This window comes from Thalassotalea ganghwensis (assembly GCF_053485795.1).
In genome coordinates, this window is the sequence record NZ_JBQRUM010000020.1 from 60,179 (window position 1) to 85,440 (window position 25,262).

The following is a 25,262-nucleotide window of genomic DNA, read 5'->3' on the forward strand; positions in this document are numbered from 1 at the left end:
CACACAAAAATAATTGCATATGCAATAAATTATTATTGCATATGCAACTACTCTTGAGTTAACCTACGACCTCAGTCTTTTAAGTTTATTGGAGAAGCAAATGGCATTGGTTACCCCATTAAGTGAAACTGCAAACAGTGATGTTGCTGAGCTTGCTAAATTTTTTAACGAAACGCTCGGCTTTTGCCCAAATAGCGTGTTAACCATGCAGCACAGGCCAGCAATTGCTAAAGCTTTTATTAATCTCAATAAAGCAGTCATGGCAAATGAAGGGCGAGTTACTGCTGAACAAAAGCGCTTAATTGGTTACTTAACGAGCGCAAATACAGGCTGCAGGTATTGTGAAGCACATACGATTTTAGCTGCAGAGAGATATGGCGGCAGTGCACAGCGATTAGAAAACATCTGGTCATTTAGAGAGAGCGAGTTATATACAGCAGCTGAAAAGGCGGCATTTGAATTTGCGCTTGCAGCGTCAAGTGTTCCAAATGCTGTCGACAACGCTATTGAAGTTGAGCTCCATAAATACTGGGATGACGGTGAAATTGTTGAAATTTTAGGCGTTATCGCCCTATTTGGTTACTTAAACCGTTGGAATGATTCAATGGGTACTACGATGGAAGCTGGTGCCGTTGATGCTGGTGAACGTTTGTTGTCAAACTCATCGTGGACTAGAGGAAAACACATTTAAACTGTGGCTTTATCAAGTTAGTGTTATTTAACTAATAACACTAACCTTTCCAAGTCGTGTAAATATTATCGCACACCAGCGCTCTTTATTATCTTCGTTAAAACATTCCCTTTTTCGCACTTCGCTCTTATCTTACAACGCTGACTAAAAAACAATAACAATGAAAAAGGTGCTTTGTGAGTAAAAGTAAAACCTTCGGCAGTATGCTAATTATTGCTGGAACAACTATTGGTGCTGGTATGCTTGCCTTGCCTATCGCGTCGGCAGGCTTAGGTTTTGGTACCGCCATTATTGTCCTTTTTGCTACGTGGGCACTAATGACTTATACCGCGCTTTTGATGCTAGAATTGCATCAACATGCTGATGTTAACGCAACCCTAAATAGCCTAGCGAAAAATTTACTTGGCAAAAAAGGACAACTGATTGCCAACTTTTCCATGATTTTTCTATTTTATGCGTTATGCGCAGCATATATTGCAGGCGGTGGTTCACAACTACAAGTGAACATTAACAACTGGTTTGACACGCAATTACCACCGCAAGTCGGTGCAATATTGTTTGCCATTATATTTGGTTCAATCATCACCTTAGGTACCAGCACGGTAGATAAAATAAACCGTTTACTCTTTGCGGTTAAAGTGATTGCGTTGGCCAGTATCTTTTACTTACTCACTCCCTATGTAGAAGGCCAACATTTGTTAGAGATGCCTATTGAACAAGGACTTATTCTGTCAGCAATCCCTGTTGTATTTACCTCTTTTGGCTTTCATGGTTCGATTCCATCTGTGGTGAAATATGTCGGGATTGATATTAAAACGCTTCGTAAAGTATTGGTGATGGGCGCAGCACTTCCGTTATTGATTTATATTTTTTGGCAATTGGTTAGTCAAGGAATTATGAGTCAATCAACATTGTCGGCCAGTGGCAACTTATCGGGTTTTATTGGCTCAGTTAGTGAAGTATTGCACAGTTCTTCAATCAAGAACACGATAACACTGTTTGCCGATCTCGCCTTAGCAACATCTTTTTTAGGTGTCAGTCTGGGCTTATTTGATTTTTTTGCTGACACACTAAAAAAATCTAACGTGTTAAAAGATAGGTTGATCACCGCTGCAGTCACCTTTACTCCTCCATTGGCATTTGCGTTATTTTACCCGCAAGGCTTTATCATCGCACTTGGCTATGCAGCAATAGCTTTAGTCATTTTGGCAATATTTTTACCGGTGGCAATGGTTTGGCAACAACGAAAAACATTGACAACAGAAATGAAGAGCTACCAAGTAAAAGGTGGGCAAAGTGCGTTAATTGTTGCTGCAACGTGCGGTTTAGTCATCATCAGCGCACAATTTATGCAAATGTTTGGGGTTATTCCGGCTGTTGGCTAGCATTTACATCTAATAAAATTAGAGGAGCTTTTTAGCTCCTTTCGTTTTTCTAACCATCCAGTAATAATGGCTCAACCAAAGCAGCTAACTACAATCTAATGCGCTTTAAGCATATTACCCCTTTAATAACAAGTTGTTGACTGTAGTCACTCATACCCCCTTGCAATATCAACTAGGTTTTACTTGAACAAATTTAGTAAGTAAACGCTAAAGTTAACAGCGCTTTCAGGCAATTATCATTAACAACATCGTTGTCCCTGTCCGTTATTTTGCTCTTAACATTTACGACGCGTTTAATAGTTGAAAATAACAGATGACAACTGAACACTTCTCCTCATGGTAATCTTGTAAATATACACCTTCTAAAGAAGGTGGCTTTCGTTGAGCCCCCTCAAAGGGGGCCTGTCTATTCTAGCAACCTCATTTGAGCCTGCTCTTCCAATTTCTCTTATTTTTCTTGATGGCGAACATAACGTCTTATTATTTCCCATAGTTTTTTCTTTCTTAAATATGGAAACTTATTGAAGAGCCTTATCGCTGTTCGCCCTTTTAACACTCCCATTAAGTCTGAAACACTTAAGGTCGGTGGTGTTCTGACGACCAGGTGTACATGGTCTATTTGCACATTCAGCTCCACTACTTGGCACTTTTTCATACTGCAATAAATATAAATGCGCCTATAAAGCACTTTACCAAGCTTACCTGTCAGGATTTTAAACCTGTACTTCGGCGTCCAAACGATGTGATACTGACATCGATAGAACACATGTGATGCTTGTTCATATCTGCTCATGTTATTTACTCCTTCATTTGCTGGTTACAAACGAAGATAATATTTAACATGAGCACTTTACGGGCAAAGCCCCGACTGAACGATCACCACCTCCATAGGAGGTGGTTTAAAATTGACAATAAAAAAAGGCCATGACTTTTTACGAGTCATGGCCTTTTTTTAGGTAGCTCTTCTGTGGAATGAAAAGCTTAACTCTACAGAATAGCTATTCCTTGAACATGATATTAAAACGCTACATTTACACCAAAAGTGAAAGTACGCCCAAAAATATCATAATATTCACCAACATTGTATGAGTTTGGATTTCTCGGTGGTGTGACGTCAAACAAGTTATTAACACCTGCTCTTAACTCAACATTGTCAGTTGCGTTATAGCGAGCAAATAAATCCCATTTAATATATGAAGATATTTCATTGTAATCATACTGTTCAATCGTCCACTCACGATCAATGACTGTAGCGTGACGATAGTTTGCTGTCGCTAGCAAGTATAGATCTTCATAAGTGTAACCTATTGTAAATCGAGCTTTCCAACGCGGGCTTTCTTGCTCACCGACTAACGGCTGAAAATTATAATCTTCCTCGAAAACATCTGCTATAAACTCTCGATGTTTTAAATAAGTCGCTAACAGTCTAAAATCAAATTGACCAAACGTAGTTTCCAGGTTGTAAACCGACTCGATGTCTATGCCTTCCATCTCCCATACAGCAATATTGTATGGCGCATCCACCACATTAGTTATATCTAACGTTTCTGGATCACGTGTCACCAAATCACATGACGGATTATTTAACGATGGTGCTTCATAACACTCATTAACAACGCGTTGTTGACCAAGATAATTAACGGCATTGTCAATTTTAAATTTCCAATAATCCGCGATAAAGGTAATATTCTCTGTTGGTGTATAAATAACGCCAAACAAAGTATCATCTGAAGTTTCTTCTTGTAAATTAGGATTACCTCCATTCACACTTGGTGGAGTTACCGAACGCCAAGATTCACTCGGCTGCCATGCTTGGTCAAAGTCTGCGCCAATTTGCTTACAGTTGGCTTTAACATTATCAACAACATCGGGGTTATCGAGCAAGATATTGTAGTAGTCACAAGGGTCGCTGTAAGGAGTGAAAGATTGTATACCAGCATCAAATAAATCACTGACACTTGGTGCTCTCACCGATTTTGATTTTGTACCACGAAAACGGATTTCATCGGTCACCGACCAAGAAAATCCTGCTTTCCAAGCAGTATTATCACCGACGGTCGAGTAATCCATGTAGCGTGCCGCTAAGTCTACTGTTAACTCTTTCGCTAAAAACTGATCAGCAAGTAAAGGCACAGAGACCTCTAAGCCGACTTCTTTAACCGAAAACTCTCCTTGCCAAGACTTAACGAAGTTATTAAAGGTTAAATCGTTAGAGATAGCGTAACTGGGGTTAGACTCTGCTTCTTCTTTACGATACTCTCCACTTAATGCAAAAAGTACGTCGCCTGCTGGAAGTTCATATGCATAGCCTGATAATGTACCACCAATAACCGTTTGGATTTTTTTCATGTCGAGAGTTTCGGTACTACCAACATAATCCAAAGCTTCCTGTGATGCTGCCCCTAAGCCCATTAAGTTTAATGGTGAGCAACCTTCTAAAGCTCCAAGTAATGCACCAGATTCATCGCGATTCGCACAAACAATTTCACCATTGATTTCAACAGCATCGATCGCTTCAGCCAATCGTGATTCAATCAGCTCACCATGCCAGCGTGTCTCTGTAGTATTCTCGCCACGCTGAAGATATAGAGAGTAATCATAATCACCAAATATAACCCCTTCAAAAGCAAGTGTAGTATTAAGTGTATCACGATCATCTTCAAACTTACGATTGCCAAAATCACGACCAAGCTTGTAGACAGGGAATATCGTATCCCCTGGGTAACCCCAATAGGCAAACAAATCTTTAGCATCCTGATGCCAAAATGCATTATCAACGCGGATAGGTGCTGTTAAATAAACTGCACCGCTTTCTGCGTAGGACTTATCTTTTGCAAAGGCAACTTCAAAAGACATTGAGTGAGATTCATTGATCTTATGATTTACGTTAGAGAAAAAGTTATAACGCTCTAGTGGCGTTGCTAAGTAGCCTTCTTCTAAAAAGTTATACCCATCTGCATCACCGGTATTGTAATACCAATCGTTTGGCGCGGGTAATGGGCCGTCACCGTTATTAAATGGCACTAACTCACCATTCGGGCCAAAAGTAAAGTGTCCATGTGGTAAGAACACATCACCTTTTTTGTCCCAAAATGCTAAAATAGTGTGTTGATCATGCTGAACATAAGCAGGAATGCCATCTCCTTCACCTGTATCTTTGGGGTTTCGCATTGCTGTTACAGGGTTTCGAATAAAGTCCCTGTCTAACGACCTGAGCTGCCCTATTTCAGAATAGCTGAAGTTAGCGATTAAGCTGGTATTGCCCCACTCTCCGCCGTAAGTAAGGTTTAAGAAGTTTTTATCACCTCTCCCTTGTTGTGTTTGCGATCTTGATAAATCAACGGATACACCATCATGTGATTCTTTTAAAATAATATTAACAACACCTGCGACAGCATCAGAGCCATAAACCGCTGAGGCCCCCCCATGTACCACTTCAATTCTTTCAATTATCGACGACGGAATCGTATTTAAGTTAACTGAAGAATCAGTTGGGCTTGCCGACACAAATCGGCGGCCATTAACTAACACTAACGTACGCTCTGAACCTAAGCCACGTAAATCGGTGGTATTAATACCTGCGCCAAAAATAGTATTGGTTGTATTAGTTGTCGTTGAACCCGCAGCGCTTGAGGGCAATTTCTGCAACAGGTCTGCTACATTAGTAATACCTGCATTAACTAAATCTACGCCGGTAATAACAGTTACCGGTGTTGGCGCAAGTTCACCAATACGCTTAATTCGCGACCCGGAGACTTCAATGCGCTCAGTTTCTTTTATTTCTATATCATTGGTTTGTTCAGCAAAGGCATGCCCCGGTAAAATTGAGGCAGCGCCTATTGTCAAAGCAAACTTAATTGCTTTGCTAATGGGAGAGGTTTTCATAGTTTTATCCTATTGTATTTATGTTTATTTCTTTATTTCGTTTACCGTAAGTTTTTTCATTGCGGTAACCTATTGGGTGAAAGAAAATCATTTGCAAATATTCATGTTGTTCTAGGGTATCCCACTTAGGAAATTACAAGCCAAAGCAGAATAACTTATTTACAATAGCCCCCCTTTGAAATTACATAATATTTACATAGACGCGTAGAAGACCCTAATTGGAGCTTTGTTAAAATACGTAATGGCATGAGATGAAGTATTAAGGGATTAAACTGGTTGATTGAGGACACTAAACAGATGTAAAAAAATGTGTCAATTGTAAAAAAAACTCCACCTGAAAGGTCACTATTTACAGATCTTAAAAAACTAGAAGTTTAAGCTATATCAATGCTTATAAAAATAAAAATGGAGCATTGAAATCATAACAACGATTGCGTTTAGTTTCATTGCTACGCGATATAAATTAATCTCTTTTCAATGTTATCGCTTTCCCCTTAGAATGCCTTACCAACAATCGTTTTATCTTGATAATGAACAGTTTTATTAAAGCGCTACCAGCTACTCGTCCCCCCTTTCTCTTGTTGTCCCCGGTTTGTGTGATTTTATCTTTAGCTTTTGCCACTAAGCAGGGCTATACCATTAACGTTTGGCATTTCGTTCTAGTAATTATCGGTGCAATTTTTTCAGCGGTTGCCGTTAATACCGTTAATGAATATCAAGATTTTCAAAGCGGCTTAGATTTAAAAACCAATAAAACCCCTTTTAGCGGCGGTAGTGGTCTTCTAGAAAACCACCCAGAACTTGTCAGCACGGTAAAAAACATCGCGATATTAAGTTCAGTGACTGTTTCTGCTATTGGTGTGTATTTTACCTTAACAGTGGGAGCAGGGATAATAATTATCGGGCTGCTCGGGCTGTTAATTATTTGGTTATACACCAGTTGGTTAAACAAACACCCATGGCTTTGCTATTTATCTCCAGGGTTAGGTTTTGGACTATTGATGGTTTTAGGCGCTCACTATTCATTGACGAGCGATATTTCTATGCAAATAGTCCTGTTTGCCCTCATTCCGTTTTTACAAATAAATAATTTGCTTTTGTTGAATCAATATCCAGATATAGCCGCTGATAAAGCCGCAGGTAGAAATCATCTCGTTATCGCTTACGGGACGAATGCCAGTAATATCGTCTTTTTAATCTCTAGCCTACTAGTACTAATATTAATAATTGTATTACAACAAAGCTTTCAACTACCAAAAAGTATCTTATTTGCATTAGTTCCAGCGTGTTTATCTTTGTATAGTTACATCGGCATGCACAAGCATCACGATAATATCGTAAAAGATATGAAATATCTGGCCGCCAATGCACTCTGTGTAAATTTAACACCAATAGTCATCTCATTAGCACTCTTCATTGATTAGCGCTCACTTCCTGATATAGAATGCGCTCATCAGCCAATAAAAATAACTCAGGTGACTCTTGTCTCATTTTGTCTGGAATATTGATCCAGTTTTAATATCGCTCGGCCCGCTAACAATACACTGGTATGGCGCTCTATTTGCTAGTGCTATATTTGCTGGCTTATATTTTATGAAGTGGGTTTTTGCTCAAGAAAACAAAGATGTGGCATTACTCGATAGCCTTTTTATCTACGCAGTCGCTGGCATTATTATCGGTGCAAGATTAGCTCATTGCTTATTTTATGATCCGAGTTATTACTTAGCGAACCCGTTGAAAATATTGGCCATTTGGGAAGGGGGCTTAGCCAGTCATGGCGGCGGCTTAGGGGTCATTATCGCAACAATTGTTTTCGCCAAACGTCATCAACAAAACCTGTTGTGGCTATTGGATCGTTTGGCGATTGCAACTGCATTATTTGGCATATTTGTTCGCACAGCAAACTTTGTTAACGCTGAAATCATTGGTAAAGTTACGGATGTCCCATGGGCAATTATTTTTGAACGTATAGATCCACTCCCTCGTCACCCTGCCCAACTATATGAAGCAGTTGCCTACGCGTTTATTTTTATCATTTTGACACTACTATATCGAACAACAAAGGCTAAATTCTACCAGGGACGACTTCTGGGTATATTTTTACTGTTAACCTTTACTGCCCGTTTCGTTATTGAATTCTTTAAACAGCAACAAGCCGCTTATGATCTTTCAATTGTCTTAAATACCGGCCAGTTACTCAGTGTTCCATTTTTCATTGTTGGGCTTGTCTTAGTTGTCACGTCGACAAAACGTGCGCAGGTAAATTAACAATGGCAAAAAAGTACTATGTAATTTGGAAAGGAGAAAAAACCGGGGTATTTGATGACTGGGCAACCGTGAAGTCGTTAACTCAAGGCCGTGCAGATGCACAGTTTATGGGATTTTCATCCAAACAAGCGGCTGAAGCAGCTTTTAAACAAAGTTACACTAAAGCGTTGATAAGTCGCTCTAAATCGACAACACCGATAAAAAACAGCTCAGCAAAGGAGACAACATCAACTGTCTCCAAAAGCAAAGCTGAGCTACAAATATATTCTGATGGTGCCTGTTCACCGAACCCCGGTCAAGCTGGCACAGGACTAGCGGTTTATCATAAGGGTGAACTTAAAGCACTGTGGTATGGGTTGTACGATCCAATGGGTACCAATAACACCGCAGAGCTCAATGGGTTACTCGCTTCATTTAAACTTGCGAACAAGTACCTTGATAATGTTAATAGTATCGAAATTCTTTCAGACTCAAGGTATTCCATTGATAGTATTACTAAATGGGCGGCGGGTTGGCAAAAAAAAGGCTGGAAAAAAGCCAATGGTGAAGCAATTAAAAACCCAGAACTGGTTAAAACGATCTACGAGCTTTACCTCACTCTAAAAAAACACATCACCGTGACTTATGTAAAAGGTCATGCCAATATCGAAGGCAATGAACTGGCTGATAGAATGGCGGTCTATGCGAGGAAAACAAAAGAGCGAAATCTCGTTCGCTATAACGATAGCCTCGATGTTAAGACAATATTAGCAATGGAATCTGGATAAGGCACTCGCAACGACTAATGCTTCTCATTTGGCCAAAGCAAAGTAAATCGAGCACCGCCTAAATCAGGATCATTGCCAACGCGCAAATCTCCAGAATGCAATATCGCTACCCTTCTGGCGATATATAGCCCCAAACCAAAGCCTTTATCGCTGCTTTTACTTTTTTTACGTACAAAGGCATCAAATAAATCGAGTTTATCTTTTGGTAAACCGGGGCCATCATCGCTAATCGTTAACTTACAATAACGGCGTTTGACCTCAATACTGACATTAATAGTTGATTCAGCATAACGCATGGCATTGGAGATCAGATTCTGAATAGCAATTGATAAATGATTGGCGTCAAATGCACATTTATCATCCCGATAACTAAAGTTAAGGGTAACTTCCTCTGAAAATAGCTGATATTTTTGCTCGAGTTTTGCCATTAATGGTGAAATACTTCGATAGCGTTTTTGAAATATGTCATCTTTGTTTTCTAGTTTAGCAAAATTCAAATAAGCACTAACCAACTGATCAATTTCATCGATATCTTGCTCCAACCTTTTATGATAATTCTCTGGAATACTTGTTTTAAGCGCCTCATTAACAAAACGCATTCGCGTTAAAGGTGTTCTTAGCTCATGAGCGATAGTGCGTGATAAATCACGGTTCATGGTCAATAGGTCAACGATTTGGCGCGACATTTTTTGAAAACTTTGAGCTAAAGGATAAATACTCGAACGACGCCTAATATCCAAAGGAATAACTTGCGGTGTTTTTCCAAAACGTTGAGCTGCTTTTTGTAACTGAAGTAAATCATTAAAAAGCGGTTTTAATAACAATAAGAACAATAACGCCAATGCACTATAGAAAAGGATGACAAAGTAACTTTTTATTCCGTCTTCTGTTTGCTCCGCTGGCACAGGACCGTATGAAAGTAACTGCCCTTGCTGCTGCTGATAGTAAGTGAGTAATCCAGGAGTTAACTCAAGAGCAATAATTTCTCCCGCCGCAAGCTTGCTCTCTAAACTCGCCGGCAAAGCTAAAGTGTCTTTAGCTACTTCACTAAACAAAGGTTGTTGTTGGCGTTGAATTTTTTGAGTAAATAATTGATTAATTGATGAGTAGTATTCCTTACTACTCATCTGCTGATAGATTTCATTGAAGGAATACAATAATAGACAAACTAGTGCAAAAATGAGTAGGTAGATACGAATAAACTGACTTCGCATTACAGTTACGCCTCTTCATAGCGAAAGACATAACCTTGATTTCGAATCGATTCAATTGATAATTGATTGAGCTCAAGTAATTGTAGTTTTTTTCTCAAGCGACTAATTTTTAAGTCTGCTGCTCGGTCACTGCCATCGTAAGCTCTACCGACAATATTTTCAAAAAGAAAGTCTCGCGCTAGCGGCTTGTTTAAATGGTTGATAAACAACCACAAAATATCAAATTCCTGATTCGTCAGATCTACTCTTTGTTTTTGATTTAATAACGTTTTTGTTCGACTATCAAAAATAAAAGGCCCAAATTGGACGATATGCTCACCTTGGTTGGATTGCACTTTACGCAGTGCTGCATTAATACGAGCCAATAGAACCGGGGGGCTGATAGGTTTAGCAATATAGTCAACCGCACCGACCTCTAACCCCTCGATATGGCTCGCGTCATCACCTAAGGCGGTGAGAAATATTACCGGCCCTTGCTGCGTTTGAAATAGTGTTTTAATCAAATGAAAACCGTTACCGTCAGGTAACATGACATCACATACGATTAAGTCAAAATGCTGCTGATCAGCTTGCACCTTCGCTTGCTTTGCCGTATGAGCCGTGGTCACTTCAAAGTAATTATCTCTTAAGTAATCGGCAATAAGCTCGGCTAATGCTTCATCATCTTCAATCAATAAGATATTGATAGTTGCTTGACTCATTATAAGAAATTCCAGCCAAAACTGCGCTTGCGCCTCGTTTTGGGTTTAAATTCACTCACCCTAAAAACTGCATCTGAATACAATGTCGCGTTGTGTTTATCTTCAATGTAGACCGCTAAATCTCTCTGTGTGTCTACTTCAACCTCTAGGGTTAACTCATGCTGCTGATCAACACAATGCTTAACGCCTTGCGCAGGGATCACCACGCAATAATCTTTAACACTATCGCTAACGTAACTGATCACTAACAGAGTCTTACAACGTTGTTGTTTATGTTCAACCACGCAAATTTCAGGTGTTAGCTTTAGCATCGCTACTTTATCATTCGCATAACTAAGGTTTATTAGCGTACTAATAAGAATATAGCTGACTAATGCGAAGATAGCATTTAAGTTAAGGGTCATCATTTAGAATTTGAAATTCACTCCAACAAGACCTTTTAAATAACGATCTTTTTCAACTAATTTACTCGACATTACCCCCTCATCTAACCACGTTTGTTTGAGGGACAAAACCAAATCAAAGCTAGTCGATAGTCGATAACTAACAGCAAGTTGCAAGTGACTATTGACAACATGATCAAACTTATACGGTGAATCGAAACCACCTAATTCTTCAGGTCGGTATTGATAGTAATATTCAACTAAGGTTCTATTTTTGTATACCGCTCCTAGTTGCCAACTAAATTGAAAGTTACCTAATTGATAATAATTAAATAAATCTAAACTCACTTCTGCGCCATGGTGACCGGCGCTAATATCTTGTCCATAGGTTAACTTAGCCTGCAACCAGTCGTTTGGCCATACCATTGAAATACCGGCCATATAAGAAAAGTCGCGCTCAATTTCCTCATAAACAATAGGCTTTCTATTCGGTCGAAGCTTATCGCGATGGGGCACAAAGTTGCTGACATCAAGAAATGACCATTGCGCGTTATCGAGATTAAAGTAGGCTCCTTCTTCATTAAGGTAACCAACAACATCGAGAATAAACTGCTCTTGCTCGACTAAGCTATAGCCCAACGACGTATTGTCGATATAAAATCGATCGCCGTAATAACTCCATGTCGGTAATAAGTGAGTGTCAATATCGTCACGATTTTTTAAAGGATTCTCGATCACAGCGTAGCCAGCAAGTACAGAGAAATTCCATTGACCAACTACGGTTTCTCCAATGGGGGGGGGTTCTGCTTGTTGGGCAAAAAGATGTCGTGAGAACAAGGATATAAAAACGACAATCAACAATTTACATTTCACGGTCATACAACTCTTATTAATCAATAGTCTCAACACTAAGCAGAGACGAAATGCTTTGCAAGACAAATAGCCAACTATGTACAAAATGCTACATTCCTAAGCACTTTATGGGTAATAATTCACAAAAATGAATAAAAAGTTAACACCTTGTAAAGCCTTGTTACTTAAAAGGTAACAAAAACATAAGAAGCGCTATTTTACACCAAACACTAAAACAAAACACAAAAAAAACATAAACCACTGTCACAAATACAAATAAAATAAAATACAAACCTTATAAAAAACATCTCCTCAAAACAAAAATCTATACAAGTGTACAAAACGCTACACAAATTAGGATGTTTTTTTCAAACAACTCCTGCATAACTATTAACAACTTTAACGAACTCTTCCTAACCAAAACAACTACAACTGCAAACTGAGTCGTTAAGTAATTATTACAATAAAACTACATGTCAACGGAGAACTCTATGAGTACAAAATCCATTTTAAAGAAAGCCAGCTTCGCTATAGCAGGACTAGCGTTAGCTACATCTGCAAATGCGATGAAGTTAAAGCAACAAAACTTAGAGCAATTAACTGATGCCTCTCAAAGTATTATTGCCGGACAAGTTATTAAAGTTACAGATGGATTTGATGCGAAAAACCGCCCTTTCACTGAAGTAACAATTCAAGTAGGTCAAAGTGCAAAAGGTAAACATAAAGAAGACTCTACCTATACATTCCGCCAATTTGGTCTAATTAAGCCTCGACCAATGGGTAACGGCAAAGTTTATCTCGGTGTTTCACCTGAAGGTTTTGCTAGATGGAACGAAGGTGAGCAAGTTATTGCTTTCATGTACAAGCCAGCATCTATAACAGGTTTTCAAACAACGACAGGAATGGCGCAAGGTAAGTTTGTCGTATCAAATGGCAAAGTCCAAAACATTTTTGCTAACACCGGGTTGTTTGAAAACATTGATACCTCTTCTCTAACACAAGAACAGCAGAATCTGCTAACCACACCGGGAGCAATAGATACTGACAAATTCATGGGCTTAGTAGGTAAACTTGCAGGAGTACAACAATAATGAAATTTTCTAAATTAGCAGCAGGCATTGCATTAGCGACGATTTCAACAGGTGCACTAGCAGGTGGCCCTTTATATATCCATGATAAAACAATGCAGCCATACAAATGGGACACATCAAAGGGCCCAATTCCAGTGTGGACAGATGGTGGACAAAGAGACGGTAACGGCCTTGAAACTTTCACTATGCTTGACGCTGGTATGTCATTTAATCAAGACGTTATATTAGCCGATGGCACTGTACTGCCAAAAGGTCAGGCATTAGCTAAGGACACTGCATTTTTATCAATTGAGCAAGCCAATGAAGTAACAAAACGCGCGGTCGCAGAGTGGACTAATGTTGAGACTTCAACATTTGCGATGGAAGTCGAGGGAACAATCTACGATAAAACCGGTATTGCCGATGTTACTGGTGCAAACGCTGATGACGTGTATAACAAAGAGCTAGGCTACGGATTTTGGGTGACTTATGATACAGATGGTTCTGTATTAGAAGAATACTTTGGTATTTCTCGTACTATGGTACTTGGTATTGCTTTTCCAGAGTGGGCTGACGAAGAAACAGGCGAGATATTAGAAGCCAAAGCATTAATGAACGGCTGGTTTGTTGATATAAATGATAACGACGGTTCTAAAGTTCAAGGTGTTTTTACCCATGAATTTGGTCATGCAATCAATATGTCTCATTCTCAGGCTAACGGTCACTTTAACTACATGTCAGCACCGTTCCGTCCATACTACGATGGCGTTCCGGGTTGTGACGGGGTAAACGTATACGGCCCTAGCCCTCGCCAAGGCGGCAGTACTTCACCAATTAGTGCTATTGAGACCATGTTCCCATTTATCAATGTAAGAAGTGACGCTGGTCGAGAGCAAGGCACCGTAAATGTTACTGATGATATCGTTAACATTTCAGACCTATACCCAACCGCAGCATACAAAGCAAACTTTGGTTCAATTTCAGGTACTTTGTACACTAAAGATGGTGTTGAATACTCTGGAATTAACATGGTCGCTCGTAATATCAACAACCCGTTATACGACGTCATTACCCAACAATCAGGTAATATGACGCAAGGCCGTGTCGGTCCTGATGGCAAGTTTACTATCAATGGTTTAACACCTGGTGAAGAGTATGTGCTTTACATGGATACCATTAAAGCTGGTGGTTATCCAACGAGACAAACCGCTATACTCTCTGAGCCGGAGTATTGGAATGAAGGTGAAAGCTCTGATCCATCACTTGATAGTGCCTGTGCAGTAACGACAATTTCCGTTGGTGGTGGTGAGACCAAAGAAGTTGAAATGCACTTTAATGGTTATACTGACGGCATTCAATACACCCCTCTTGTTGAAGCTTTTGTAATGGACCACTCTAAAAACGGTAAGAAAGCCCTGGGTATGACCGCAGGTGGTATTCCATTTATTTATGACACAGTACAAAATGACTTTGACGCACTAGTTGACGACAAAAACACGCCATTATTGCGAGCTACATCTGTTGCAATGAATAAAACCGCAACTAAAGCAGGTGTTGTTGCAGATTTTAATGGCAACGGTATTGGTCAAGCAGCCGTATGGGATATCCGCTCTGATAAAGTTATGGCATTAGCTGACGTTACAGGTAATACCTGCTTCTTATCAAGTCAACAAGGTAAGAGCTCAAATGCCGTTTGGGATATGGATGACGCAGGCCAAACTGTTGTAGGTACTACGCGCCTATCTAATGATTACCCTAATGGTGGCAGTGCAGTGTGTGCTGAAGGCGAAGGCGCAAAAAGTTTTGCTATCCCAACCGTCTGGAATACCAAAAATGGTGAGTCTCGACCTTTACTAGATAAGCTTAAAATAGCCCCAAGAAGTTACGGTAGTGGCTGGGATATCGTTATCATGAATGAAGATGATACTGAAAGCCGCAGAACACCATGGATCAGAGCTGATAGAGTATCAGGTAATGGTGAAGTCATTACCGGCACAACCAATGGCTTTGACTTAGTAGCTTGGGTTAATGATGAGTTGCATGACATTGGCAAAGATTATGGTGCTAGAAATACATCTGTGATCTCGACTGACGGTAACGAAGTTGCCTTTGGTACAAGAGCAGAAGGCGTGCAAGTTTGGAATACTAAAACAGATGAACTGACAGGCCTAGGTGGCTTAGAGTACTGTACTGATATTCCATACAACTTCTTATGGTTTGGTAACCTATGTGAATCTCAAGGTGCTGCATGGGTTTGGGACCGCGTAGGAAAGTACCCAGAAGCGACCTTACTTGACGCTACCGATGATTTATCAATGATCACAGCACGTATTGGTAGCTTCCGTAGTGGCATAACTGGTGCTATTTATCTTGAAGGTGTAGGCTGGATGTCAACAAATGACTTCTTTAACAAACAAGGTGTTACTGAAGCTAAAAACTTGATGACTGATAACCTATTTGGTTTAAGTGCAAATGGTTCAGAAATGATGGGTGGCCTTGCTGGTATTCAACTTTCAATAGAAATTGATGCCAATAAAGCCTTTGTTTGTGACAATGGTGTAGATATGGAATTAAGCTTCCCTAAACAAGTGGTGGAAGCGGTTAAGAAAGGCGCTGACTTTGGTCGCTGTGCCCATATTAACGATTAATTACAACTAGTCTCCCAATTAAAGGCCCGTTTATTGCGGGCCTTTGTTTGTCTAAAGGAAATATCATGAATAAAAAACATTTGACCCTAGCAATTTTTATCATGCTCTTTTTGAGCTTAAAAAGCTTAGCGTTTTATGCCGACCAAATACCTCCTAAAGTAGAAACTCTTATTGAAGAAGCGTTTAGCCACTCTTCATTATTACCTGAAGAAATTCGTGGCCAATGGCGCATAGATAACAATGCTTCCAAGAAACTCCTAGAGCAACTTATAACTAAACCGACAAAGCAAGAAACTATGCTACTGGAATTGCTAATGAGCAATGACGCTATTATCTACCAATTTTTAGAAGATAGTTTAATTGCCAAACACCACAGTGATGAAATAACCTTTGACGCAACTTTCGTCGCAAAGCGAGATAACCTTTATCAAGTAGAGTTAAACCATGACAATAACTCATCAACGCTATGGCTTTCTTTGACTGATGAAAAAAAACTTAATATGAAAGGGCGGCACTTTTTAGCTCATGAGTTTTTATTATGGGTGAGAATAGCCAGTTAGAAGTAATGTAAATCCATCACCTGGAAATTCCCTAAGCAACATATTGCGCTAAACGCTGAAAATAAAAAATCGGTAAGCAAAAAACTGCTTGCCGATTGACACTTGAGCATGTAACAGTTGCTACTATTGTACTTTGACTGGCAACAGTTATAGCCAATAGGTTTTTGGAAGAATATGCTAACAACAGCTTAGAACTATAGAAACTATTTACCTTCTTGCCACTTCGTTAATGCCTGTTGGTCCTTTTCATTAAAGGCTACCCACTTCTCACCTTGCTCAGTTAACTCTTTTTTCCAGAATGTCGCTTTATTTTTTAAAAAGTCCATGATGTATTGGCAAGCAGCAAATGCAGCGTCACGATGCTTACTCGTCACTCCGACAAACACGATTTGCTCTGAAAGCGCTAGTTTTCCGACCCGATGAATAACGCGAACTTTTCCTAAAGGCCATCGAGTTTTGGCTTGTTGGACTATTTCTTTTATCATTTTTTCAGTCATCCCAGGATAATGCTCTAGGGTCAATCCAGCAATGCTCTCTTCTGGGTCGACAACATCCCTGACTAAGCCCACAAAGGTCACGACAGCCCCTTGAAACTGACTGTCTTGAATAAGTGCTCTGTACTCAGCACCAACATCAAAATCTTGTTGTTGAATTGCGATCAAATTAACCTCCGGTTACCGGTGGAAAAAATGCGATTTCATCACCCGGATTAATCGATGTTTTATCATCTGACATGTTATGGTTTACCGCTGCTAATACCGAAGTTTCAGATAAATATCGCTGCCAGCGTTCGCCTCGTTGAGATAATAATTGTTTAACCTCTGCTACAGTGCAGGGTAAAGGTAGCTCGATTGAAAGAGCGTCACAATCTAAACGCTCTTTCAATTGACCGAAAAATAAAATTTTATTCATCTCGCTGCCAATCTCCAGACTTCCCGCCTTTTTTGGCGACGACTTTAATACCATATATTTCCATTGTAGGGTCACTCGCTTTACACATATCAAAAAGCGTTAATAAGGTTACACTCGCCGCAGTTAGAGCTTCCATTTCAACGCCTGTTTTACCTGCAAGCTTACAAAGCGTAGTTACTTTAACTTGTTGATTAATAGTGTCGATTTCAAATTCTACGCTGACTTTAGTCAGTGCAAGCGGATGACACAAAGGGATAAGTTCTGAACATTTCTTCGCAGCTTGTATACCAGCTATTCGTGCGGTGGCAATAACATCGCCCTTTTTGTTATTATTATCATTTATTGCAGCAATGGTTTCTGCATTCATTTTAATATAGCCTTCAGCAACAGCGACTCGCGACGTTATCGCTTTATCACTAACATCGACCATATTTGCTTGGCCTGATTGATTTACATGAGTTAGCATCTTTTTATCTCAGTAATAATAAGTATTCGCCCAACTAATCAACTTTTTTTCAAGTGAGGAACGAAGTTACAAGGTTTGGTTGAAGCGTCTAATTGCTCCTTTATGATTTCCTGCCATGCTGTTTTACATGCACCTGTTGAACCTGGCATACAAAAAACTGCCGTGTCGTTTGCCAGTCCTGCAAAAGCTCTTGATTGCAGTGTTGACATACCTATCTCTTGTAATGAAATTTGTCTAAATACTTCGCCAAACCCTTCAATGTGTTTATCAAATAATGGCGATAAGGCTTCAGGTGTAGAGTCTCTTGATGTAAAACCAGTACCACCGGTGACTAAAATGACTTGTACCAGTTCATTAGCTATCCAGTTCGAGACAACCGCTCGCATTTGATAAATATCGTCTTTAACAATTTTCTTTTCAAAAAGCTGATGTCCACTCTCTGTTAATCCTTGCACTAAATAATTACCAGACGTATCGGTGCTTTCATCTCTGGTATCTGAAACCGTCAATACCGCAATCGATAACGGTTTAAATTCATTCTTTTGCACGCTCATTGTATTAGACCTATCTTATCTATAGCGCTATCTTTGAACCTTTATGTTAACCCATGGTGAAAGTGAGTCAATTAAAGCAAGTGCAAAGACTTTTGATAAATGGTAAAACTTTGTAATTAAGTAAAGATTAACCGATAGGATTATTCATGATCTTCAGACAATTATTTGACTCAAAATCATCTACTTACACATACTTATTGGCAGATGAGAAGTCTAAAAAGGCTTTACTTATCGATCCTGTTCTAGAACAAGTGAGTCGAGATATTGCCTTAATAAAAGAGCTGTCGTTAACCCTTGAATACACCCTAGATACACACTGTCATGCAGATCACGTTACTGGTGCATGGCTAATTAAACAAAAGTTGGGTAGTAAGATCGCTTGCGCTAAACAAATAGGCGCTAAGCATACCGACGTTGCCCTTTGCGATGGGGATATTATCAGTTGTGGTGAGTTAGCATTGGAAGTTCGTGCAACTCCCGGACACACTGACGGTTGTTTAACTTACATCAATCATAAAGAAAGGATGGCATTTACCGGTGATGCACTGCTAATAAGAGGCTGTGGTAGAAGTGATTTTCAACAAGGCAACGCAGCCAGTTTATATGACTCGATTACCGAAAAGATCTTCACCCTTGCAGACGACTATCAAATATTTCCTGGACACGATTATTCTGGGCGTTGTTCTTCAACCGTATCTGAAGAAAAGCAGTTTAATATAAGAATTGGTGGAAATGCCAATAAGCAAGACTTTGTTGGCTATATGACCAATATGCACCTACCACACCCCAAGTTTATTGATGTTGCGTTACCCGCTAATCTAAAATGTGGCGAATTGTCTAACATGCCCGAGGAAATAACGTGGGCGCCAACTGAACTAAATTACGCTGCGATTCCTGAAGTTTCGCCCCAATGGGTAGCTGAACACTTAAATAGCGTTACCATTTTAGACGTTAGGGAGCCCGAAGAAACCCAAATATCGCACATTGAAAACGCGATAATGATCCCATTAGGTGAACTCACCTGCAAAATAGCAACCTTACCGACCAATAAACCTATTATTACCTTTTGTCGCTCTGGTCGCCGTTCGGCATTGGCTGTTAGTCAATTAAATGATGCAGGTATCACTAAAATCGCCAATCTTCGAGGTGGTATTATTGACTGGCAAGCTCACAATTACCCACTTATTGAAAACACTTTAGATAAATACCGTTAACTACCAAAATTACTCAATACAAAAGACAACGATTTATCAGGTGAGCATAGCCGGACAAACTCCGGTAAATAGTTACTGGTGGATAAAAATTCACTAAAGGCGGTAGGGTTACTATCAATTTCTCGCATAACATTTTCAGGAAATGCGAGCCTTGTAGCGAGCAACATACGATAACTGTATTTTTCTTCAGACAGGTTTTTGATGAAAAACATGTCATAAGTGATACCTTTTTGTGCAACTCGATCAAATGAAAGAATGTACTCTGCTATGGCGATTGCCACTAGAGTAAACTTAGTTTGTTTGTCAAGTTTAGGGTTTAGCTCGATCGTAGGTCCTTTATCCCCTTTCGCTAAGGTAATGCGACATAAATCATCTAAACCACTATTCGTGATCACTTTAACGTCTAACGCCCTAGCTATTGCTTTTAGATCGACTTCTCTTTCGTGGGTATTTTCGCTAATCAGTTTACTAATTAAGGTAGGCGTCAACAAAACTTAAACTTCTCTAAAAATTAATTGGCTTATTAAAAATAGCAATGTTTTAGCTTTTCGCCAAAGGTCAGAAACAATTCGTATACAATTGACATTGCTTTAAAAATGCATAAAACATAAACTTTAAAAAATTACAAATTAAATGAGAATCTTATGTTGTACCAAGGAAGTTGTCATTGTCAGGCGGTTGTCTTTGAAGTTGAAGCGCCATGTGAGGTAGAGGTTGAACGTTGTAATTGTTCGATATGTGCAAAGTCTGGCTTTTTACACCTTATCTTGCCATTAAGTAAATTTACCTTAGTAAAAGGCGAAGCAGATTTAACCACTTATACCTTTAATACGGGTGTTGCAAAACATACTTTCTGTAAACATTGTGGGGTAAAACCATTCTATATTCCTCGTTCTAATCCTGATGGAATCGATATCAACTTAAACTGTTTAGACACAAAACCCGATAAAATAAATATCGTTGAATTTGATGGTGACAATTGGGAGCAAAACGCTGATAAACTAAAACACAAAAGCCAAGAATAGCAAATTAGGTTTAACCTCAGGTTTGTATAAGAAATCGCTCGAAAGCAATAAAATCAAACCGTTAAATATCCTGTGACTTTCTAGCGCGCTACTTTTTACTTAATTCAAGGCGTATTGTTGTAGGAGTAGCCCGCTATTTCACGACGATATAACGCAGAAGTAAGTAAAAATAGGCGTTAGAAATGCATTTCTTATGCGGGGCTAAGGTTATTTAGGCCGTTTTTGCTGCCGCTTGCTCTAATACTTGTTGAAGTTTATCGTAGCTAATCGGCTTTTTTACCAATCCTTTGACATTACGTAATGAAATCGTCTTTCGTAGTAGCACTTCATCATTCTCAGCACCGGTTATTAAGCAACAAATTTGCTCAGGCTTCTCTTTACAAAAACGAGAGAGCAGCATAAAACCGTTAACACTCGCCATGTATAGATCACAAAGTACGATGGTATAGTCTTGCTTTTTAAAGGCACTAAAAGCCGCTGCGGGGTCGGTAAACCCGTAAACCTTATAGCCCCAACTTTCTAATACTGAAGTTAGTGCGCTAATGAAAATACGCTGATCATCGATAAGTAATATTGTTTTAACGTTTCCCGATTCATTTACAGCATTATCTTCGTTCATTTTCTTCCATTAATTTTCCAGCGCCTTTGTATAGATATTAGTCAAGACCGCATTTTTTATCAAAGTTCTATCATTAAAAAAGCCAGTAGAATATCTACTGGCTTTTTAGGTGCTTCACATTGTAAATCAATGTTTAAAATGGCATTTTAAACCCTGGAGGCATTTGCATACCACCAGTAAGCGCTGCCATTTTCTCTTTATTTTGTTCTTCAACACGACGAACGGCATCATTAAACGCTGCGGCAACGAGATCTTCAATCATTTCTTTATCGTCATCGATAATCGAGTCGTCAATTTCTACACGGCGAACATTGTGGTTACCTGTCATGGTTACTTTTACCAAGCCTGCGCCCGCTTCACCGGTAACTTCCATATTAGCAATTTCTTCTTGAGCCTTTGCCATTTTAGCTTGCATCTGTTGGGCTTGTTTCATCAAATTGCCCATGCCACCTTTCATCATAATTTCTACTCCTAAAATCTAATTGGGGCAACAATAGTGGTTATCACCCTAAAATTCAAGCCCTGCTTAACGAGCAGCAATGCTTTCTTCGTCAATTGTCGCTTGAAATGTTGTCTGTAGTTGTTGAACAACTTCGTCACTATGAATTAACGACTTGGCATACGCTAATCGCTTATCGTTGATTTGACTCTGGATTTTAAAGGGATCATCGACGGTTTCTTCAACCAGCTCTAATACGATCGATACCTTTTGCCCTAATAATACCGATAAATTTTCCTCTAACTGCTGGTGAGCTGCTTCACTCTTTAAATGTTTAACCGACTGATCAAGTTTAAAAACCCAAGTATCTTCCGTTGAAGACTCACAAATCGTCGAGTTTCCTGCTAGCACTCTCAGACGCCCACCAAGCTCCATGGTATCGATCATATTAGCCCAACGATCTACTTGATTGGCAAACTTTACTTGTGCAGGGTTTATTACCTCTGGCGTAAAACCTTGCTCTGGTAAGGACTCTATTTCTGGTACATGGGCTGGCTTTTCTTTTCTTAACAATACATCCGTTTGACGCTCACTGGCGTCATCAAGCTTTTTTGCTCCACTCTCCTGTGCCTTTTTTCTACTACGCAACATATTACGTGTCGCTAAGATTGAGTCTACCGAAGTGCTATATTGCTTACCTGCGACCGTTTCAGCCGCTGCTGTTTGCTCTGATGCAGGTGCAAAATTGCTCGCTGAAGTTGAACTATCATCCCCCCCCGCTTCACTTAAATCATTTTCAGTTGCGAACTCATTAGCCAATAAACTGCCATGCTGTGGCTCAACTATCTGCTCTTGCGCAAACTGAGTGGCTGTGGACGGTTCGCTATTTATTACCTCAACTGGTTGCAAATGTTGCAAAGTATTAGCCTCAGCTTCAATACTCAATAACTCTTTTGCAAGCTCTACTTCTGTATTTTCGGTAAACTCCCCGGTTTTTTCCGATTCAGGTTGAGAGCACTCATCTACATTATTATCTATGTGTTCAATTGATGTTCCAGGGAGGTTTACGTCATCAAAACTCGCGACGTCTGGTGTGCTAGCATTCGTTGCATTGTTATCAACCACCTTAACTTGAGGCTGAAATGCCAGCATCCGCAGTAACATCATATCGAAAGCGCCGCGTTCTTCAGCGACATAAGGTAAATCTTTACGTGCATTTAACGCAATCTGATAGTAAAGCTGCACATCATCTGCCGCGAGAGCCTTAGAAAACTTAATTAATAACTTGGTTTGTTCTTCGGTCAAATTAAAATGGCTTTCCACCACCTGATAAATGGCTACTTGATGTAAAAGCTGAATCAATTCTGCGATCAATCTGCTGTAATTTGGGGCATAACTGGCAATTTCGTCTGATAATGCCATTAACGATTTACTATCAGATTTAATTAGATAAATCAGTATCTTATACACCCAATTATCATCAACCCCCCCTAGCATTTGGCGGACATTCGCGAGCGTTATAACCCCCTTACCTTGAGCAATTGCTTGATCAGTCAGACTTAACGAATCTCGTATACTCCCTTTCGCAGCTTTAGCTAACAGTACAACAGCATCCTGCTCACAGCTAACCGATTCAGCCTCGAGCACCTTGTTTAAGTGCTGACTAATTTGGTCTACCATCATTGCTTTTAAATGAAACTGCAAACAACGAGATAAAACCGTAATGGGAAGCTTTTGCGGATCTGTTGTCGCTAAAACGAACTTTACATGGGATGGAGGTTCTTCTAATGTCTTCAAAAGCGCATTAAAACTGCTGCGCGATAACATATGAACCTCGTCTATTAGATAGACTTTATAGCGCCCTCGAGTAGGAGCATATTGAACATTATCAAGAATTTCCCGCGTATCATCAACCTTGGTTCGAGAAGCCGCATCGATTTCTAACAAGTCGACAAAACGACCAGCATCAATATCCAGACATGCATCACACTGGCCACAAGGTGTAGCACTAACGCCTTTCAAGCAATTTAAACTTTTCGCGAAAATACGCGCGATAGTGGTCTTACCGACACCTCGTGTCCCGGTAAACAAATAAGCATGATGAAGTCGCTGTTGACTTAATGCATTTGTCAACACTGAGACAACATGCTCTTGTCCAACTAATTCACTAAAATTTTTTGGTCGCCATTTTCGCGCGAGTACTTGATAGCTCATATTTTGTGTTTAATCACCTTCATATTGAAGTAAAGAGTATACATTTAACTTACACTGCGCTAATTTTTGCTCACCACCAAGGTCTGGTAATGAAATAACAAAGGCTGCATCAGTAGCTGTAGCGCCAACACGCTCAATGAGTTTTACGGTAGCTTCTATCGTTCCGCCGGTTGCTAAGAGATCATCGACAATTAATACATTATCGTCTGGTGTTAAGGCATCTTGATGAATCTCAAGTGTATCTGTTCCATACTCTAATTGGTAATCTTGCGAAAAAGTCGATCTGGGTAACTTTCCTGGTTTGCGCACAGGCACAAAGCCAACATTTAACGCTAAAGCAAGAGGGGCACCGAATAAGAAACCTCTAGCTTCAGTGCCAACAACCTTAGTAAAGCCCTGGTTAGCGTATTTAGCTTTAAACAATTCAATAGTTAATGCAAAAGCTTCTGCATCATCAAGAATACCAGTAACATCTCTGAACATGATACCTGCTTTAGGGTAATCAGGGATGGTATGTACTGCATTTAATAAAGTAGATAATTGTTGTTCTGTCATGTTATTGCTGTAGTTAATTCTAATTGCTACAGAATAAATGAAATCACAATAAATTTATAGTGATTGGCAAAGAGTATTTTCAGGAAGCAGTGAGTTTACCTTGGATAAAAAGAGAGATTTCTCTATGGGTTTGCTGATGACATCATTAAAGAGCATATACTCTTCTAAATTTTCAACGTCTTTAAGTTCTTGTGTAGTCATGAGCAAAACAGGAATCATACAAGTTTCCTGTTTTGCACGTATACTCTTAACCATTTTAATGCCATTCATGATTGGCATTAAATGATCGACAATGATCAAGTCGTAGTGCACTTTAAGTGCTTGTTCGTATCCAGCTAATCCATTATTAGCGGTATCTACATCAAAACCAAAGGACTTTAGTATCATTGAAACATTTTCAATGATATTCGCTTTGTCATCGACTACGAGTATACGCATATAGAATTTAACTAAGAACCGTTAACCAACCCATTAACATTGGCAGTAGTGGAGCGAAGATCAGTGCTGAGATTGCTGCTACTAAATGGCGCTTTGAAGAACTGTCTTTAAAATCGTGATTGTCTGACATCAAATAACTCCTATACATCTAATTGAACGGCGCGCATTCTAGCCTAAAATTTGAGATATAGATAGCATAATTTGATCTAGATCAAAGAATTAACGGGATTGTCATAATTAATCAAGTTTTTAACCCGCAAGAAAAAAGCCAGCTAAAAGCTTAATGCCAGTCAGTTAACAACTGACTGGCATTTTTTCTTGGGATATTTGCTAGGTTTTGGTTTAACGCATCTTGGATACGCTCGCTCTCGCTTCATCGGTAAGATGTGGTGCTCTACTTGA

General features: G+C 39.6%; 27 protein-coding genes. 10 read left to right on the top strand and 17 right to left on the bottom strand.

The genetic code is table 11. The features are described from left to right. Window positions 1–100: 100 nt before the first annotated feature. Together ACSLUH_RS16985 and ACSLUH_RS16990 are read left to right on the top strand one after the other, a co-directional pair. Window positions 101–691, top strand: a complete 591-nt coding sequence (locus tag ACSLUH_RS16985; protein WP_448569196.1) for a carboxymuconolactone decarboxylase family protein — start codon at window positions 101–103, stop codon at window positions 689–691. Window positions 692–867: 176 nt separating this feature from the next. Further along, window positions 868–2,076: an aromatic amino acid transport family protein gene (locus ACSLUH_RS16990; protein ID WP_448569198.1), complete on the top strand. Its 1,209-nt coding sequence runs from the start codon at window positions 868–870 to the stop codon at window positions 2,074–2,076. A 448-nt stretch (window positions 2,077–2,524) separates the two neighbouring features. Here the strand turns inward: ACSLUH_RS16990 and tnpA are convergent, their stop codons facing one another. Beyond that, a complete protein-coding gene (gene tnpA / locus ACSLUH_RS16995; RefSeq protein WP_448569200.1) occupies window positions 2,525–2,869 on the bottom strand; it encodes an IS200/IS605 family transposase in 345 nt (114 codons plus the stop codon). A gap of 224 nt (window positions 2,870–3,093) precedes the next feature. Continuing rightward, complete coding sequence (locus ACSLUH_RS17000) at window positions 3,094–5,961, bottom strand: TonB-dependent receptor domain-containing protein (protein WP_448569202.1); 2,868 nt, start codon at window positions 5,959–5,961, stop codon at window positions 3,094–3,096. 530 nt (window positions 5,962–6,491) lie between these two features. Between ACSLUH_RS17000 and ACSLUH_RS17005 the strand changes: the two genes are divergently transcribed. The 3 genes from ACSLUH_RS17005 to ACSLUH_RS17015 are packed head-to-tail and all read left to right on the top strand — an operon-like array spanning window position 6,492 to window position 8,996. Further along, window positions 6,492–7,385, top strand: a complete 894-nt coding sequence (locus ACSLUH_RS17005; protein WP_448569204.1) for a prenyltransferase — start codon at window positions 6,492–6,494, stop codon at window positions 7,383–7,385. A 58-nt stretch (window positions 7,386–7,443) separates the two neighbouring features. Then, window positions 7,444–8,229, top strand: a complete 786-nt coding sequence (gene lgt / locus ACSLUH_RS17010; protein ID WP_448569206.1) for a prolipoprotein diacylglyceryl transferase — start codon at window positions 7,444–7,446, stop codon at window positions 8,227–8,229. 2 nt (window positions 8,230–8,231) lie between these two features. Continuing rightward, complete coding sequence (locus tag ACSLUH_RS17015; RefSeq protein WP_448569208.1) at window positions 8,232–8,996, top strand: ribonuclease H family protein; 765 nt, start codon at window positions 8,232–8,234, stop codon at window positions 8,994–8,996. Between the two features lie 14 nt (window positions 8,997–9,010). Here the strand turns inward: ACSLUH_RS17015 and ACSLUH_RS17020 are convergent, their stop codons facing one another. From ACSLUH_RS17020 to ACSLUH_RS17035, 4 genes are read right to left on the bottom strand one after another with little or no spacing between them, the layout of a single operon-like run. Then, window positions 9,011–10,210 (bottom strand): sensor histidine kinase, encoded by a 1,200-nt coding sequence (locus tag ACSLUH_RS17020; protein WP_448569210.1) that lies wholly within the window; start codon window positions 10,208–10,210, stop codon window positions 9,011–9,013. A gap of 5 nt (window positions 10,211–10,215) precedes the next feature. Next, on the bottom strand, window positions 10,216–10,911 hold the full coding sequence (locus ACSLUH_RS17025) for a response regulator transcription factor (protein WP_448569212.1): 696 nt from the start codon (window positions 10,909–10,911) through the stop codon (window positions 10,216–10,218). Continuing rightward, on the bottom strand, window positions 10,911–11,318 hold the full coding sequence (locus ACSLUH_RS17030) for a DUF3019 domain-containing protein (RefSeq protein WP_448569214.1): 408 nt from the start codon (window positions 11,316–11,318) through the stop codon (window positions 10,911–10,913). Before ACSLUH_RS17030 ends, ACSLUH_RS17025 begins: the two co-directional genes overlap by 1 nt. Beyond that, complete coding sequence (locus tag ACSLUH_RS17035; RefSeq protein ID WP_448569216.1) at window positions 11,319–12,173, bottom strand: MipA/OmpV family protein; 855 nt, start codon at window positions 12,171–12,173, stop codon at window positions 11,319–11,321. It lies immediately after the preceding gene. A gap of 464 nt (window positions 12,174–12,637) precedes the next feature. Between ACSLUH_RS17035 and ACSLUH_RS17040 the strand changes: the two genes are divergently transcribed. The 3 genes from ACSLUH_RS17040 (at window position 12,638) to ACSLUH_RS17050 (ending at window position 16,424) form a co-directional block, all read left to right on the top strand. Continuing rightward, window positions 12,638–13,237, top strand: coding sequence for a hypothetical protein (locus tag ACSLUH_RS17040; protein ID WP_448569218.1), 600 nt, complete (start codon window positions 12,638–12,640; stop codon window positions 13,235–13,237). After that, window positions 13,237–15,864, top strand: a complete 2,628-nt coding sequence (locus tag ACSLUH_RS17045) for a hypothetical protein (RefSeq protein ID WP_448569220.1) — start codon at window positions 13,237–13,239, stop codon at window positions 15,862–15,864. Before ACSLUH_RS17040 ends, ACSLUH_RS17045 begins: the two co-directional genes overlap by 1 nt. A 65-nt stretch (window positions 15,865–15,929) precedes the next feature. Further along, complete coding sequence (locus ACSLUH_RS17050) at window positions 15,930–16,424, top strand: hypothetical protein (protein ID WP_448569222.1); 495 nt, start codon at window positions 15,930–15,932, stop codon at window positions 16,422–16,424. Between the two features lie 203 nt (window positions 16,425–16,627). On the opposite strand, the gene moaE is transcribed toward ACSLUH_RS17050, so the two are convergent. From moaE to moaB, 4 genes are read right to left on the bottom strand one after another with little or no spacing between them, the layout of a single operon-like run. Then, window positions 16,628–17,086 carry a molybdopterin synthase catalytic subunit MoaE gene (moaE, locus tag ACSLUH_RS17055; RefSeq protein WP_448569224.1) on the bottom strand — a complete coding sequence of 153 codons (459 nt, stop codon included), beginning with the start codon at window positions 17,084–17,086 and terminating at the stop codon, window positions 16,628–16,630. Between the two features lies 1 nt (window position 17,087). Then, the gene (locus ACSLUH_RS17060; protein ID WP_448569226.1) at window positions 17,088–17,336 is read right to left on the bottom strand and encodes a MoaD/ThiS family protein; all 249 of its coding nucleotides are present in this window, start codon (window positions 17,334–17,336) and stop codon (window positions 17,088–17,090) included. After that, window positions 17,329–17,802, bottom strand: coding sequence for a cyclic pyranopterin monophosphate synthase MoaC (moaC, locus tag ACSLUH_RS17065; RefSeq protein WP_448569228.1), 474 nt, complete (start codon window positions 17,800–17,802; stop codon window positions 17,329–17,331). The genes ACSLUH_RS17060 and moaC overlap by 8 nt, the downstream gene beginning before the upstream one ends. A 38-nt stretch (window positions 17,803–17,840) precedes the next feature. Continuing rightward, window positions 17,841–18,356, bottom strand: coding sequence for a molybdenum cofactor biosynthesis protein B (gene moaB, locus ACSLUH_RS17070; protein ID WP_448569230.1), 516 nt, complete (start codon window positions 18,354–18,356; stop codon window positions 17,841–17,843). A 146-nt stretch (window positions 18,357–18,502) separates the two neighbouring features. Between moaB and ACSLUH_RS17075 the strand changes: the two genes are divergently transcribed. Next, entirely contained in the window at window positions 18,503–19,570 is a 1,068-nt protein-coding gene (locus ACSLUH_RS17075; RefSeq protein WP_448569232.1) for an MBL fold metallo-hydrolase, read from the top strand. On the opposite strand, the gene ACSLUH_RS17080 is transcribed toward ACSLUH_RS17075, so the two are convergent. Continuing rightward, window positions 19,567–20,061, bottom strand: coding sequence for a hypothetical protein (locus tag ACSLUH_RS17080; RefSeq protein ID WP_448569234.1), 495 nt, complete (start codon window positions 20,059–20,061; stop codon window positions 19,567–19,569). The two genes, ACSLUH_RS17075 and ACSLUH_RS17080, sit on opposite strands and share 4 nt — an antisense overlap. A gap of 153 nt (window positions 20,062–20,214) precedes the next feature. On the opposite strand from ACSLUH_RS17080, the gene ACSLUH_RS17085 reads away from it, so the two are divergent. Next, the gene (locus ACSLUH_RS17085) at window positions 20,215–20,595 is read left to right on the top strand and encodes a GFA family protein (RefSeq protein ID WP_448569236.1); all 381 of its coding nucleotides are present in this window, start codon (window positions 20,215–20,217) and stop codon (window positions 20,593–20,595) included. Between the two features lie 211 nt (window positions 20,596–20,806). On the opposite strand, the gene ACSLUH_RS17090 is transcribed toward ACSLUH_RS17085, so the two are convergent. From ACSLUH_RS17090 to ACSLUH_RS17115, 6 genes are all read right to left on the bottom strand, one after another. After that, on the bottom strand, window positions 20,807–21,214 hold the full coding sequence (locus tag ACSLUH_RS17090; protein WP_448569238.1) for a response regulator: 408 nt from the start codon (window positions 21,212–21,214) through the stop codon (window positions 20,807–20,809). A gap of 133 nt (window positions 21,215–21,347) precedes the next feature. Next, on the bottom strand, window positions 21,348–21,677 hold the full coding sequence (locus ACSLUH_RS17095; RefSeq protein WP_448569250.1) for a YbaB/EbfC family nucleoid-associated protein: 330 nt from the start codon (window positions 21,675–21,677) through the stop codon (window positions 21,348–21,350). A gap of 63 nt (window positions 21,678–21,740) precedes the next feature. Next, the gene (gene dnaX, locus ACSLUH_RS17100; RefSeq protein ID WP_448569240.1) at window positions 21,741–23,867 is read right to left on the bottom strand and encodes a DNA polymerase III subunit gamma/tau; all 2,127 of its coding nucleotides are present in this window, start codon (window positions 23,865–23,867) and stop codon (window positions 21,741–21,743) included. A 9-nt stretch (window positions 23,868–23,876) separates the two neighbouring features. Next, window positions 23,877–24,422 carry an adenine phosphoribosyltransferase gene (gene apt, locus ACSLUH_RS17105; protein WP_448569242.1) on the bottom strand — a complete coding sequence of 182 codons (546 nt, stop codon included), beginning with the start codon at window positions 24,420–24,422 and terminating at the stop codon, window positions 23,877–23,879. 54 nt (window positions 24,423–24,476) lie between these two features. Further along, window positions 24,477–24,860: a response regulator gene (locus ACSLUH_RS17110; protein ID WP_448569244.1), complete on the bottom strand. Its 384-nt coding sequence runs from the start codon at window positions 24,858–24,860 to the stop codon at window positions 24,477–24,479. A gap of 7 nt (window positions 24,861–24,867) precedes the next feature. Then, window positions 24,868–24,990: a hypothetical protein gene (locus ACSLUH_RS17115; protein WP_448569246.1), complete on the bottom strand. Its 123-nt coding sequence runs from the start codon at window positions 24,988–24,990 to the stop codon at window positions 24,868–24,870. Window positions 24,991–25,262: the final 272 nt, after the last annotated feature.

Coding starts and splice junctions, on each gene's coding strand:
- ACSLUH_RS17050 (WP_448569222.1), top strand. CDS start 15,930: ATGAATAAAAAACATTTGACCCTAGCAATTTTTATCATGCTCTTTTTG.
- moaB (WP_448569230.1), bottom strand. CDS start 18,356: ATGAGCGTGCAAAAGAATGAATTTAAACCGTTATCGATTGCGGTATTG.
- ACSLUH_RS17060 (WP_448569226.1), bottom strand. CDS start 17,336: ATGAATAAAATTTTATTTTTCGGTCAATTGAAAGAGCGTTTAGATTGT.
- moaC (WP_448569228.1), bottom strand. CDS start 17,802: ATGCTAACTCATGTAAATCAATCAGGCCAAGCAAATATGGTCGATGTT.
- ACSLUH_RS17000 (WP_448569202.1), bottom strand. CDS start 5,961: ATGAAAACCTCTCCCATTAGCAAAGCAATTAAGTTTGCTTTGACAATA.
- tnpA (WP_448569200.1), bottom strand. CDS start 2,869: ATGAGCAGATATGAACAAGCATCACATGTGTTCTATCGATGTCAGTAT.
- ACSLUH_RS17110 (WP_448569244.1), bottom strand. CDS start 24,860: ATGCGTATACTCGTAGTCGATGACAAAGCGAATATCATTGAAAATGTT.
- dnaX (WP_448569240.1), bottom strand. CDS start 23,867: ATGAGCTATCAAGTACTCGCGCGAAAATGGCGACCAAAAAATTTTAGT.
- ACSLUH_RS17075 (WP_448569232.1), top strand. CDS start 18,503: ATGATCTTCAGACAATTATTTGACTCAAAATCATCTACTTACACATAC.
- ACSLUH_RS17015 (WP_448569208.1), top strand. CDS start 8,232: ATGGCAAAAAAGTACTATGTAATTTGGAAAGGAGAAAAAACCGGGGTA.
- ACSLUH_RS17035 (WP_448569216.1), bottom strand. CDS start 12,173: ATGACCGTGAAATGTAAATTGTTGATTGTCGTTTTTATATCCTTGTTC.
- ACSLUH_RS17090 (WP_448569238.1), bottom strand. CDS start 21,214: ATGAACGAAGATAATGCTGTAAATGAATCGGGAAACGTTAAAACAATA.
- ACSLUH_RS17045 (WP_448569220.1), top strand. CDS start 13,237: ATGAAATTTTCTAAATTAGCAGCAGGCATTGCATTAGCGACGATTTCA.
- ACSLUH_RS17020 (WP_448569210.1), bottom strand. CDS start 10,210: ATGCGAAGTCAGTTTATTCGTATCTACCTACTCATTTTTGCACTAGTT.
- ACSLUH_RS17040 (WP_448569218.1), top strand. CDS start 12,638: ATGAGTACAAAATCCATTTTAAAGAAAGCCAGCTTCGCTATAGCAGGA.
- ACSLUH_RS17025 (WP_448569212.1), bottom strand. CDS start 10,911: ATGAGTCAAGCAACTATCAATATCTTATTGATTGAAGATGATGAAGCA.
- ACSLUH_RS17115 (WP_448569246.1), bottom strand. CDS start 24,990: ATGTCAGACAATCACGATTTTAAAGACAGTTCTTCAAAGCGCCATTTA.
- ACSLUH_RS17005 (WP_448569204.1), top strand. CDS start 6,492: ATGAACAGTTTTATTAAAGCGCTACCAGCTACTCGTCCCCCCTTTCTC.
- ACSLUH_RS17030 (WP_448569214.1), bottom strand. CDS start 11,318: ATGATGACCCTTAACTTAAATGCTATCTTCGCATTAGTCAGCTATATT.
- ACSLUH_RS16985 (WP_448569196.1), top strand. CDS start 101: ATGGCATTGGTTACCCCATTAAGTGAAACTGCAAACAGTGATGTTGCT.
- ACSLUH_RS17085 (WP_448569236.1), top strand. CDS start 20,215: ATGTTGTACCAAGGAAGTTGTCATTGTCAGGCGGTTGTCTTTGAAGTT.
- apt (WP_448569242.1), bottom strand. CDS start 24,422: ATGACAGAACAACAATTATCTACTTTATTAAATGCAGTACATACCATC.